Here is a 12,384-nt window from a genome sequence, read left to right as displayed (position 1 = left end):
AAACGTAGGGTATTTAACAAAAGATTTGGTAAATGATAAGTCGACGAGTGTAGCCGACCCCCAACGCCTTGCAAAGCATTGAAACCAGGATTGCCTAAAACCACCGCGGGTTGGCCGGCGGATCGCAGCGTTTTAAAGCCTTTTAGGGCGATATTTGCGACATGATCCTCGATGCAACGTAAAAAAACACAGGGGCCAGACGCGGAAAGGGGAGGCCAAGTGGGCCTCCCCTGTCAATTCGTTTAGTTCAGCATCCATGCTGCTGTTTTTCTTCATGATGGCACATCGCCCTGAATACGCACCGCAGTCAAAAACTGTACTTGTTGGGCCTCGTGTAGCGAGCCTTGACCGCCTCGTATTCAAAACAATAATCCAACCGCGAACTTTTCTCTCCCGGCGAGTTGTTATTGGCTCCGGGGGTGTACGGCTCGAAACGCTTGTTGTTGTTCGTCGTCTCTTGCGTACGTCGCGTCCATTTTCGGGCTTTGCTATCGATTGTTGTTATTGTTGCGCCATTCTCAGCGCCAGCACTTTTGAGACATTAGCCCGTTGTTGTTGTTAGTGCCTTGTCTCACCCTCGCCCTGTTGTTTTTGTTGTGGCGAGGTTTTCGCGGTACGGCTCGTTGTTATTGTTATGAGCGCTATCAAACCGCTGCCCGATTTATTCTTCTTGCCGAGTAATACTGCACCTGCCGTGCCACTTGTTGAAAAAAAGTGCTATTTCATCGGCTTGTAAAATTTCAGAAAATTTTGGGCGGGCCAGGCGATTGAAGTGTTACCTGCAAAACGGCGTTTTTTAACCCTGGATGTGTGGGAAGGTAACAGGGGGTGAAACCGAAATTCAGGATATTTCTTTTTCAAATCAGGCTATTGGACGTTAGTTGTAAGCGATGTAGCGCGGTTCCAGGAAGGCGCCGCCTTCAGGCCTGATCCGGGCGCCTGGCGGTCTTTTTGCGCGGAATGCCCAGCCGCTGGCGCCGCTCCCACAGGTTTTTGCGGCTGATGCCCAGTTTTTGTGCAAGCTCGGTTTCGCTCATCTGATCCTGGTGCTCCAGTACGAAATGCTGGAAGTAGTCCTCGAGCGACAGATCCTCTTCGTCCTCGAGCGCTTCCTTTGCATCCGGCGCAGCGGGCGCCGGCGCCGAGCGGTGAGTCACCGGACCAAGGCCCAGATCGTCCGGGTGAATCAAATGGCCCTCGGCGAGAATCACGCCGCGCTCCAGCGCGTTTTCCAGCTCGCGCACGTTGCCAGGCCAGGGGTAGTCCTGCAGATCCTGGCGCGCGGCTCGGGAGAGCCGTAGGCCCTGGCGTTCGTGGCGCTTGCAGGCCTTCTCCAACAGGATGTCGGCGATTTTCAGCACGTCCTCGTCGCGCTCGCGAAGCGGAGGCAGGGCGATCTGCATGACGTTCAAGCGGTAGTAAAGGTCCAGACGAAACTCGCCGCTTTTGGACAGCGCGCGCAGGTCGCGGTGGGTCGCGGTGATCAGGCGTATATCGACATGGCGGGTTTCGACGGAGCCGATCTTGCGGATTTCGCCCTCCTGCAGCACGCGAAGAAGCCGCGCCTGGGCATCCAAAGGAAGCTCGCCGATTTCGTCGAGAAACAGCGTGCCGCCGTCGGCGGCTTCGACCAGCCCCGTGCGGGCGGCGCTGGCCCCGGTGAAGGCGCCTTTTTCGTGGCCGAACAGCTCGGATTCGATCAGCGTTTCGGGAATCGCGGCGCAGTTGACGCAGATCAAGGGGGCCTTGGCGCGCTTGCTCTGCTGGTGAAGCGCTCTGGCGACCAGTTCCTTGCCGGTACCGGACTCGCCCTGGATCAGCACGCTGACGTCCGCCGGCGCGGTCTTTTTGATGCGCGTGTAGACGTGCTGCATGGCGGCGCAGTCGCCGATCATCATGGACTGGGTGCCGCGTTCGTCGGTGATCGAAGGGGCGCTGCCCGAGGCCATCGCGCGCTTGTGCAGAATGTCCTGAACGGTTTCGAGCAGTTCGTCGTGATCAAAGGGCTTGGCGACGTAGTCCACCGCGCCGAGCTTGAGCGCCTCGATGGCCGAGCGCATGCTGGCGTAGCTGGTCATCATCAAAACCGGCGCCGGGGCGGCGGCCTCGATCAGCGCGGTGCCCGGGGCGCCGGGCAGGCGCAGGTCGCTGATGATGAGATCGAACTCCGATAGGGCATGCGTTTGGGCCTGCTCGACGCTGTCTACCTCGACGACCTCGAACTGGCTTCGCTCCAGAAGGCGCTTCAGGGCGCTGCGAATAATCGCTTCGTCTTCAACAATCAGTATCCTGGCCATGTGAGGGTCGATCATCCTGTTGGTAAAGCGGCAGCCACAGCGTGATGGCGGTGCCGCGCGATTGTCCGCTGGGGGGCGAGGCGCACTCGATCCGGCCCTGGTGTTCGCTGATGATTTGGTACGCCACCGACAGCCCAAGCCCGGTGCCTTCCCCCGGCGCTTTGGTGGTGGTGAAGGGCTCGAACAGGTGATCCTTCACGCTCGGCGCAATGCCCTCGCCGTCGTCGGTCACCCGCCACCACACGAGCCCGTTTTGCTCGCCGGCCTCGACGGTGACCCGCCCCGGCGTCTGGCAGGCGTCGCGGGCGTTACCCAGCAGGTTCACCATCACCTGGGTCAAGCGCTGGCGATCCCCCTGGACCATGAGCGCGGCCGGGCAGGCGTTCTCAAAAGTGACATCCTCGCCCGAGCGTGCCAGATGGATCAAGTGCAGCGCATCGTCGGTGATTTGGTTCGGTGCGACCGGCTCGGCAGGCGGGGCCAGCGCCTGGCGCCCGCCGTGGGCGAAGCCGACCAGTGAGTTGACGATCTTGCTCACGCGCTCGGTCAGCGTCTGGATATGGTCGGCGGTTTCCAGCAGCGCCGGGTCGTCGGTGTCAAAGCGCAGGTTCTGCGCCAGCGACGAAATCCCGGTGATCGGGTTGCCGATCTCGTGGGCAACCCCGGCGGCGAGCTGGCCGATCGAGGCAAGCCTTGCGGCGTGCACCAGCTCCTCTTCCAGCCACTTCATTTCGGTGTGATCCTCGACGAGGATCACGCTGCCGCCACGGCTATCGAGTCCGCTCAACGCCGCCTTGTGCAGCGTGAGAAAGTGATCGCGGCCGTGCAGATTGACCGGCTGTTTATAGAGCGGCGCGCCGGTGGCGCTGAGCGCCTGGGCGAGAAGCGCCGGCCAGGGGGCGGGCAGGCTGTCTCGATGGGCACCGATGACGCTTTCGCCGCTGATGCCGGAAAGCTCGGACAGCGCCTGGTTCCAGAGCGTGAGTTCGTCGTCGTCGCCGAGTACGCAGAGCCCGACCGGCAGGTAAGCGAGCGTCTGGCGGTGGTGGCGGCGAAGCCCATCGAGCTCGCGGGCAAGGCCGGTGAGCCGCGAGCGGTAGGCCTCGAGCCGGCTCTCGACGAAGTGGATGTCGTCGGTGCCCGGTGTGTCGTCGTGGCGGTAGGGCAGGTAGCGGTCGACGATGTCGCGGGCCACCGACGGGCCCATCAGTCCGGAAAGGTTCGCCTGAATGCGGTCGCGCAGCCGGCGCAGGGCGTAGGGACGGCGCTCCTCCGGGCCGAGGTTGAGTGCCTTGAGCGCGCGAGCGACCTCGCGGTCGGCGGCTTCGTCGCCCAGCGCCTGGGCCAGCGGTGCGTGGAAGTCGCGGGCGCTGGCGGCTTCCAGCGGCAGACGCTTGGAGCGGATCACCGCGTCCACCGAGCAGGCCTCGGCGGCGCTGCGCTCGCCTTCCGAGGTGCGGGTGAAAAGCGACACCACGATCAAAAGCACGATGTTGACCGAAAGCGAGATCAGCGTGGTGGTGTACCAGTCTGGCGCATCGGGAGGCATCAGGTCGCTGAAGACCAGCGCCGGCAAGGGGGTGCTTACCAGCAGCGGCAGCCAAAGCCCCCAGAGCCAGATCAGCGCGCCGCCAATGAGGCCTGCGACCATGCCGTTGCGGTTGGCGCCGGGCCAGTAGAGCAGCGCCAGCATCCCCGGTAGGCACTGGGCGATGCCGACGAACGCGGCCAGCCCCAGATCGGTCAGGGTGTGATCGCGGCTGATGCCTTCGGCAAAAAGCCAGCCGCTGGCCACCACCGCCACGATCAGCGCGCGGCGAAGCCACAACAGCCAGCCGTAGAGGTTGCTGCGCGCCTCCGGCGGCCGGGCGACGAGCACGCCGTGGTTGAGCACCATGCCCGAAAGCGACAGCGCCATCATGATCATGGTACCGCTGGCCGCAGCAAGCCCGGCGACAAAGGCGAGCGCACCAACGCCCCAGTGGCTCGAAAGCAGATAAGCGGCGTACGCGGGCAGCGGTATGTCGCTTGCAACCGACTGCGCCGCCCACCACACCAGCGGCACCGGCAGCGCCAGCAGCAGTAGATAAAGCGGCAGCGTCCAGCTCGCCTGCAACAGCGTATGGCGCGACAGGTTCTCGGCGAAGGTGATCTGAAAAAGATGCGGCATCATGAAGGCGCCCGCGAAGAACAGCAGCAGCAGCGTACGCCACTGGGCGGATTCGAGCCGGGGGGTGGCGGCCTGTAGCGCGGCTCCCGGGCCGTCGAGCCACTGCTGCAGATCCTGGGGGCCGCTGAACACCCACCAAAGCGCCACGCCGCCGAGTGCCAGCATCGCCGCGAGTTTGATGAGTGATTCCAGCGCCAGGATGCCCAGCAGCGTATCGTGACGGTGCTGGTGGCGGTGGCGCGCGCCGCAGAGAATCGCGCCGAGCGCGATAGCGGCGCAAAACAGCAGCGCGATACCGTCGCTGTGGCGGCTTTGCGTCAGCTCAAAGACCGCCTCGCTCAGGGTTTTGACCTGAATGCCCAGAAGCGGCAGCACCGCTAAAAGGCTCAACAGCGTGACCAGCGACCCCACCCAGCGCGAGCGAAAGCGAAACGCGAACAGATCGGCGATCGAGGAGAGCTGGTAGGTGCGGGTGATGCGCTGGATCGGCACCAGCAGCACCGGGGCGAGCAAAAATGCACCGGCCGCGCCCAGGTAGTAGGCGAGATAGCCAAAGCCTGCCTTCGAGGCGAACTCGATGCTGGCGTACACCGCCCAGGCGCTGGCGTAGATGCCGAGTGCCAGGGTATAGACCAGCGGATGGCGCGTCACGCGTACCGGGATCCGCCCGCGCTCGATCGCTACCCCGCAGCCGAGCAAAAACGCGAAATAACCAAGGCCCAGGCCGAGAACGACGATCAGCTCAGCGCTCATCCAGCTTCCTTTTCTGCTCGAGCCACAGCGTCAGCGCGATCAACGCGCCCCAGATCAAAAACGGCCGGTACCACACGGTGCCCGGCTCGTTCCAGCCGCCCATCAGCACCGGCGACAAAAGATAGCCACCGAACACCAGAAACAGCAGCAGACGATAGACGTACATGTCACCTCTCTTCTTGGTGCGCGTCGGGAGCGGGGCGCTCGCGAGCAGGCGCTATGCGCTCGACGCGCCAGTGCGCCACCGCCCAGGCGAGCTGCTCGGCGGGCGCGGCGCCCTTGAGCTCGACGGGCGGCGCCTGGTCGAGCGTTTCGATCGCCTGGAAAAGCTGGCGGGCGATGGCGACCGGCTCGCTTGCAAGCGCCGGCGCCAGATTCTGCTTGGAGAGTTTCTGGCCATCCTGTGACATCACCAGCGGCAGGTGCAGGTAGCGGGGCACCGGGTAGCCAAGCGCGCCTTGAAGCTGCATCTGCCAGGGCGTGTTGTCGAGCAGATCGACCCCGCGCACGATATCGCTGATGTGTTGATCGGCATCGTCTACCACCACGGCGAGCTGGTATGCCCAGAGGCCGTCCTTGCGCTTGAGCACCACGTCGCCCAGATCCGCCGGGTCGAAGCGCTGCGCGCCAAGGAGGCGGTCCGGCCATATGATCGGGCGCTGGCCGAGATCGGTTCGAAGCCGCCAGGCCACGGGTTTATCTGGCTCGCAAAGGCCGTCGCGACACCAGCCGGGGTAAATGGGGTGCGTCTGCCACTGCTTGCGCGAGCAGGTGCACGGGTAGCTCAACCCCTGTTGGCGAAGGCGCTCGAGTGCCGCCTGATAGGCGTCGCTGCGCGCGCTTTGCCAAACGACGGGGCCGTCCCAGTGCAGGCCGAACGCCTCGAGCTGGCGCAAAATGGTGGTGTCGGTGCCCGGCGGGCAGCGCGGCGGGTCGATGTCCTCGATGCGCACGAGCCACTGCCCGCCCACGGCGCGGGCGTCCAGGTAGCTTCCAAGCGCGGCCACTAACGAGCCAAAGTGCAGCGGGCCGGAGGGCGTGGGCGCAAAGCGGCCCCGGTAGTGAGAAAAAGTGGTCATGAGGGGCATGATGCGGCAGGTGAAATGACCCGGCAAGCCATAAAAAAGCGGGCACCCATGAGGGTGCCCGCTTTCAGGACATCGAGGCGGTGCTTAGCCGCCGAGCTGCTTCTCCTTGAGCTCGGCAAGCGTCTTGCAGTCCACGCAGAGCGTGGCGGTGGGGCGCGCTTCCAAACGGCGAATGCCGATCTCGACGCCGCAGGCCTCGCAGAAGCCGTAGTCGTCCTCGTCGATGTTCTCGATGGTCTCGTTGATCTTTTTCAAAAGCTTACGCTCGCGGTCCCGGGTGCGCAGCTCCAGGCTAAAGCCCTCTTCCTGGGTCGCCCGGTCGGCGGGGTCGGCGTAGTTATTGGCGTCTTCCTGCAGGTGGCGCACGGTGCGGTCCACCTCTTCCATGAGGTCCTGCTTCCAGTTGAGCAGCAGCTGGCGAAAGTGCGCAAGCTGCTTGTCGTTCATGTACTCTTCACCCGGCGCCGGCTCGTACGGAGTGAAGGATGTGGACGCTTCCGGTTTTTGTTCCGCTACAGACATGGGAGTGCCCCTTGCTCGAGTGACTGTGTTCCATCGCGACAACACCACGATTTCACGCCAAAGGGATGCTTGTTTAGCCTAAAATGCATCGCCATGCAAGCACAACCGGCTGTCTACGACGAACGTCTAGTTTCTTAACGCACTTTACTACCTCTCATCGATAGAGCGCTCAAGGAGTTTAAATGGGCTGGAATCCCCGCCTCGACCAGGTCGCGCCGTTTCGCGTGATGCACCTGCTGGAAATGGCCCAGGCCCGCGAGGCCCAGGGCTTCGATGTCATCCATCTGGAAGTGGGCGAGCCGGACTTCCCCACGCCTGCGCCGATTCTTGCCGCCGGTCAGGCTGCCCTGGCCGACGCGAAAACCCGCTATACCCCCGCCGCGGGATTGCCGGCGCTGCGCGAGGCGATCAGCGGTCACTACCGGGATCACTTCGGGGCCGAGGTGGATCCGGCGCGCATCATCGTCACCCCCGGCGCGTCCGGAGCGCTGCTGCTTGCAAGCCAACTGCTGGTTAGCCCGGGTGACCGGGTGTTGATGGCAGACCCGAACTACCCCTGCAACCGCCACTTCATGGCGCTGGCCGGCGCCGAGGTAGACGCCATCCCGGTCGGCGCCGACACCGGCTGGCAGCTCGATGCCGGGCTGGTCGAGCGTCACTGGCAGCCGGCCACGCGCTTGGCCATGCTCGCCACGCCGTCAAACCCCACCGGCCACACCCTGAGCCGGGCGGGGCTTGCCGGCGTGTGCGAGGCGGTTGCGGCTCGCGGCGGCGAGCTTCTGGTCGACGAGATCTATCAGGGGCTCAACTTTGACGGTGCGCCGCTTTCGGCCACGGCGCTTTCAAGCGAGGCATTCGTCGTCAATAGCTTCTCGAAGTACTTTGGCATGACCGGCTGGCGCTTGGGTTGGCTGGTGGCGCCGGAGCGCGCGATCGAGCCCTTGACGCGGCTGGCCCAAAACGTCTTTCTGGCGGCATCCACGCCCGCCCAGCACGCCGCGCTTGCGGCCTTCACGCCTGAGTGCCGTGAGGAGCTGGAGCGTCGCCGCGCCGTGCTGAAAGAGCGCCGCCGAGTGCTGCTAGACGGTCTGGCCTCGCTGGGTTTGGCGCCGGACGTGGCGCCCCAGGGCGCGTTCTACGTGTGGATCGATATTTCGCGCTACAGCCGCGATAGCCAAACGTTTTGCCAGCGGCTGCTCGAAGAGGAGAACGTGGCGATCACGCCGGGCATCGATTTCGCCGTCGAGGGCGGCGAGCGCTTCGTGCGCATCGCCTTCACCGCGGACGTGGCGCGCCTGGAGGAAGCGCTGGTGCGCCTGGCCCGCTTCGTGGCGCGCGCATGATTTACCATGACGCCCTGGTGCCGGGCATCCTGCTGCGCCGCTACAAGCGCTTTTTTGCCGATGTGCGGCTGGACGACGGCCGCGAGGTGACTGCCCACTGCCCCAACACCGGCTCGATGAAAAGCGTCAACGTGCCGGGGTGTCGGGTGTGGCTCTCGCCAAGCGACAACCCCAAGCGCAAACTGGCCTGGACCTGGGAGCTGATCGAGCTGCCGGAGGCGAGCGGCCAGGTGGCGCTGGCCTCGATCCACACCGGACGCGCCAACCGCATCGTCGAGACGGCGCTCGAGGACGGTAAGCTCGACGCGCTGGCCGGGTTCGATACGCGCCGCCGCGAGGTGACGGTCGACGACTCGCGGCTCGACTTTCTGCTCGAGGACTCAAGGAGCGGGCGCCGCGCCTATCTCGAGGTCAAGCAAGTGACGCTCCTTGAGGACGACGGCCACGGCTACTTTCCGGCCTCGGTCAGCACCCGCGGACTCAAGCATCTTCAGTCGCTCGAGGCGCTGGCGCGGCGCGGCGAGCGCGCGGTGCTGGTGTTTTGCGTGGCGCACCAGGGCATCGACGATGTCGGCCCGGCCACGCACATCGACCCGGCCTACGCCGCGGGCTTGCACGCGGCGGTGGCGCAGGGGGTGGAAGTGCTGGCCTACGGTATCGGCATCGGATGGGAGGCGGGCGCGCCGACATCGATCTTCATCGAGCGCGCCCTGGACGTGCGCCTTTAACGTCGACGGACGCGGAAGATGGCGATCTCGCCGAAGAGGTTGGGCCACCACTTGGACGTCCAGTGGCCGCGATGCTCACCGACACCCACGGCGCGGTCGACGATCACCAGCCCCTTCTCGCGACATAGCTGCTCGAAGTCGTTGAAGGTGGAGAGGTGAATGTTGGGCGTGTCGTACCAGGCGTGGGGCAGCGACTTCGACACCGGCATGTAGCCGCGCAGGCCCAGATACACCCGGTGGCGCCAGTAGGCGAAGTTCGGAAAAGTGATGATGCCTTCGTTGGCCACCCGCAGCATTTCGTCGAGCATCTTGTCCGGTCGGCGCAGCGCCTGCAGCGCCTGGGTCATGATCACCTGGTCATAGCTCTGGTCGCAGAAGTTGCCAAGGCCATCGTCCAGGTTGTGCTCGATCACCGAGACGCCGCGCGCCACGCACGCAGTGATGCCCGCCGGGTCGATCTCCAGGCCATAGCCGGTCACCGCTTTCTCGCGGCCCAGGCGCTCGAGCAGCGCGCCGTCGCCGCAGGCCAGATCCAGCACGTGCGCGCCTTTGGGAATCCAGTCGAAAATCTGCTCGAGGTCGGTGCGCATCATGACCGGGGCTCCTGGCGAGTGGCATCGAGCCCGAGCTCCTCGGCGGCGCGCGCCATGAAGGCGCTAAACAGCGCCTCGTAGCGCGGCTCGGGCAGCAAAAAGGCGTCGTGGCCGTGGGGGGATTCGATGTTGGCGTAGCTGACCGGCTTGCCCGCGTGAATCAGCGCATCGACCAGCTCTTTTGATCGCGAAGGCGGAAAGCGCCAGTCGGTGGTGAAGCTGACGATCAAAAACGGGCACTGCGCCGGCGCTACGGCCCTGGCCAGCTCGCCGCCGTGCAGCGCCGAGGGGTCGAAGTAGTCCAGCGCCTTGGTCATCAACAGATAGGTGTTGGCATCGAAGGCGGTGGAGAAGGCGTCGCCCTGGTAGCGCAGGTAGGATTCGACCTGAAACTCGACGTCGAAGCCGAAGTTGAGATCCTCGCTACGCAAATCGCGGCCGAACTTGGTGCCCATGGCGTCTTCGGAGAGATAGGTGATGTGACCCACCATGCGCGCAAGCTTCAAACCCCGTTTGGGCACCGTGTCGTGCTCGGCGTACCAGCCGTCGAAAAACTCCGGGTCCGAGCGAATCGCCTGGCGGGCGACCTCGTTGAAGGCGATGTTCTGCGCCGAGAGTCTGGGCGTGGCCGCGATGATCACCGCGTTGGCGACCCGCTCTGGATGGGTGATCGTCCACTGCAGCACCTGCATGCCGCCCAGGCTTCCGCCGACCGCCGCCGCCCACCGCTCGATCCCCAAGTGATCCGCCAGGCGCGCCTGGCTTGCCACCCAATCGCTCACCGTCACCATGGGGAAGTCCGGCCCCCACTGACGGCCGGTGTCCGGGTTGTGGCTAACGGGCCCGGTGCTTCCGTGGCAGCCGCCCAGGTTGTTCAGCGATACGACGAAAAAACGGTTGGTGTCGATCGGCTTGCCCGGGCCGATGTGCGCGTCCCACCAGCCGGGCTTTTTATCGTCCAGATGGTGGTAGCCCGCGGCGTGATGGTGGCCCGAAAGCGCGTGGCAGATCAGCACGGCGTTGGTGCGCTCGGCGTTCAACGTGCCGTAGGTCTCGAAAATCAGCTCGTACGCCGGCAGCACCCGGCCGCAGGCGAGCGGCAGCGGCGTGTCGAAGCGGGCCACGTGGGGTGTGACCAGCCCGACGGAGTCCGGCGGGTAGTCGCGCCCGGGGCGCGTATCCAATTCAGGCATCAATGGCGTCAATCCTGCAAAATCCGAGTGAAGGCGCTCACAGCCCGACCAGCGCGCCGGGCGCGCCCGCCTGGCGAATCAGCGAGCCCACGACGAGTCCATCGATCAAATTGATGGCGATGAACACCACGATCGGCGAGAGATCGATCATGCCCAGCGGCGGAATCACCTTGCGCACCGGCGCCATGATCGGCTCGACCAGCTGCATCACCAAAAGCGCGCCCGGGTGGCTTGCGTTGGGCGCCACCCAGCTCAGAATGATCATCACGATCAGGGCGAAGAAGTAGATCTTCAAAATAGCGTTGGCAAGGGACGCGATGCCGGCGATGACAAGCTGCACCACCGGCGGCATGCCCAGGCCAAACAGCATGAAAATGGCGATGATGCTGACCACCTTCAGCACGAACGCCGCCGCCAGTGTGGCCAGATCGAAGCGCCCGGCCACTGGCCCTAAAAAGGCCTGGAAGGGCCCGACCACCGGCTGGGTGATCTTGACCACCGACTGGCTCATCGGGTTGTAGTAGTCCGCGCGCGAGGCCTGCAGCAGAAAACGCAGCATTAAAAGAAATAAATAGATGTTGATGAGCGTGTTGACGATCATCAACCCGGCGCTACCCACTTGGCTGCCCATTGCTTGCGTCTCCGTTGCGTTAAGTCGTGCTTAGTGTGGAAGGTTTGGCGCCGCTTAGGCTCCGTCTGAAAAGTGACTGCGCTCGACAATCCGGCGTTAAAAATTGGCTCAGAATACTCATTTACACGGTGTAAACTCCGTTTTTTCGCCAATTTTTGCCTTGTCTTGACTTCGCTCGTCGACTTTTCAGACAAACCCTAGTGGCCGCGCAGCTCGCGGGCCATGTCATCGGCGCGGTCGGCGCAGGACTGCATGGCCGCTTTGATCGTTTCACGCAGCTTCGCCGACTCCATGTGCTCGATCGCCCGTTCGGTAGTGCCGCCGGGCGACATGACGTTGCGCTTGAGCGTGGCCGGGTCGTGTTCGCTTTGCGCGGCCATGGTCGCCGCGCCCAGCGCGGTTTGAATCGCCAGGCGCCGCGCGGTCGCCGCCGGCAGCCCCTGGGCCACTGCGGCCTCTTCCATCGCCTCGAACATCAAAAAGAAGTAGGCCGGGGCGCTGCCGGATACCGCGGTGACCGCACTCAAGAGCGCTTCGTCTTCGACCCATTCGACGATGCCTACCGCTTCCATGAGCTCGCCGGCCAAGCGGCGCTGGTCGTCACTGACGTTGGCGTTGGCGTAGAGACCGCTGGCGCCGACGCCAACCAGCGAGGGCGTGTTGGGCATGCAGCGCACCAGCGCCGTCTCGCCGCCAAGCCAGCCGTCGATTGTAGCGGCTTCAAGGCCCGCAGCAATCGAAATGACCAGCGGCTTGCTTGCCTGTACGGTTTCTCTCAGCGCCGCGCATACGTCCTGCATGATCTGCGGCTTGACCGCGAGGATCACCACGTCCGCATTTTTGACCGCCTCGAGGTTGTCGGTATGGGTGTGAATGCCCAGGGTCTCGCGAAGCGGCGCAAGCTCCTCCTCTTTCGGCGCGGTGGCGGTGATCTGTGCCGCGGAAAAGCCGCTGTCGAGCAGGCCGCCGATGATCGCCTTGGCCATGTTGCCCGCGCCGATGAAGGTAATGTTGTTCGCCATTAATGATGCTCCTGATTGAATAAAAGTGGCCGCTCGCAGCGGTT

At 64.2% G+C, this 12,384-nt stretch carries 11 protein-coding genes; 2 read left to right on the top strand and 9 right to left on the bottom strand.

The features are described from left to right. Window positions 1-920: 920 nt before the first annotated feature. From OCT39_RS15230 to dksA, 5 genes are all read right to left on the bottom strand, one after another. On the bottom strand, window positions 921-2,297 hold the full coding sequence (locus tag OCT39_RS15230) for a sigma-54-dependent transcriptional regulator (RefSeq protein ID WP_263585291.1): 1,377 nt from the start codon (window positions 2,295-2,297) through the stop codon (window positions 921-923). Further along, entirely contained in the window at window positions 2,275-5,220 is a 2,946-nt protein-coding gene (locus tag OCT39_RS15225) for an ATP-binding protein (protein ID WP_263585290.1), read from the bottom strand. The genes OCT39_RS15230 and OCT39_RS15225 overlap by 23 nt, the downstream gene beginning before the upstream one ends. Continuing rightward, window positions 5,210-5,386, bottom strand: a complete 177-nt coding sequence (locus tag OCT39_RS15220) for a hypothetical protein (RefSeq protein ID WP_263585289.1) — start codon at window positions 5,384-5,386, stop codon at window positions 5,210-5,212. The genes OCT39_RS15225 and OCT39_RS15220 overlap by 11 nt, the downstream gene beginning before the upstream one ends. Before the next feature lies 1 nt (window position 5,387). Further along, the gene (gluQRS, locus tag OCT39_RS15215) at window positions 5,388-6,299 is read right to left on the bottom strand and encodes a tRNA glutamyl-Q(34) synthetase GluQRS (RefSeq protein WP_263585288.1); all 912 of its coding nucleotides are present in this window, start codon (window positions 6,297-6,299) and stop codon (window positions 5,388-5,390) included. Between the two features lie 93 nt (window positions 6,300-6,392). Continuing rightward, complete coding sequence (gene dksA / locus OCT39_RS15210) at window positions 6,393-6,830, bottom strand: RNA polymerase-binding protein DksA (RefSeq protein WP_263585287.1); 438 nt, start codon at window positions 6,828-6,830, stop codon at window positions 6,393-6,395. A 182-nt stretch (window positions 6,831-7,012) separates the two neighbouring features. Here dksA and OCT39_RS15205 point away from each other — a divergent pair, with 182 nt between their 5' ends. Further along, window positions 7,013-8,173, top strand: coding sequence for an aminotransferase class I/II-fold pyridoxal phosphate-dependent enzyme (locus tag OCT39_RS15205; RefSeq protein WP_263585286.1), 1,161 nt, complete (start codon window positions 7,013-7,015; stop codon window positions 8,171-8,173). After that, window positions 8,170-8,901 (top strand): DNA/RNA nuclease SfsA, encoded by a 732-nt coding sequence (sfsA, locus tag OCT39_RS15200; RefSeq protein WP_263585285.1) that lies wholly within the window; start codon window positions 8,170-8,172, stop codon window positions 8,899-8,901. Before OCT39_RS15205 ends, sfsA begins: the two co-directional genes overlap by 4 nt. Here sfsA and metW read toward each other — a convergent pair. The 4 genes from metW to proC form a co-directional block, all read right to left on the bottom strand. After that, entirely contained in the window at window positions 8,898-9,491 is a 594-nt protein-coding gene (gene metW / locus OCT39_RS15195) for a methionine biosynthesis protein MetW (RefSeq protein ID WP_263587354.1), read from the bottom strand. The two genes, sfsA and metW, sit on opposite strands and share 4 nt — an antisense overlap. Continuing rightward, on the bottom strand, window positions 9,491-10,687 hold the full coding sequence (metX, locus tag OCT39_RS15190; protein ID WP_263585284.1) for a homoserine O-succinyltransferase MetX: 1,197 nt from the start codon (window positions 10,685-10,687) through the stop codon (window positions 9,491-9,493). Before metX ends, metW begins: the two co-directional genes overlap by 1 nt. 37 nt (window positions 10,688-10,724) lie before the next feature. Next, a complete protein-coding gene (locus OCT39_RS15185) occupies window positions 10,725-11,318 on the bottom strand; it encodes a YggT family protein (RefSeq protein ID WP_263585283.1) in 594 nt (197 codons plus the stop codon). A gap of 197 nt (window positions 11,319-11,515) precedes the next feature. Continuing rightward, on the bottom strand, window positions 11,516-12,340 hold the full coding sequence (gene proC / locus OCT39_RS15180; protein ID WP_263585282.1) for a pyrroline-5-carboxylate reductase: 825 nt from the start codon (window positions 12,338-12,340) through the stop codon (window positions 11,516-11,518). Window positions 12,341-12,384: the final 44 nt, after the last annotated feature.

It is taken from the genome of Halomonas sp. GD1P12 (assembly GCF_025725645.1).
Classification (GTDB): domain Bacteria; phylum Pseudomonadota; class Gammaproteobacteria; order Pseudomonadales; family Halomonadaceae; genus Vreelandella.
Note: the sequence above shows the minus strand (reverse complement) of the source record. Positions and strands in the feature narration are given on the sequence as shown.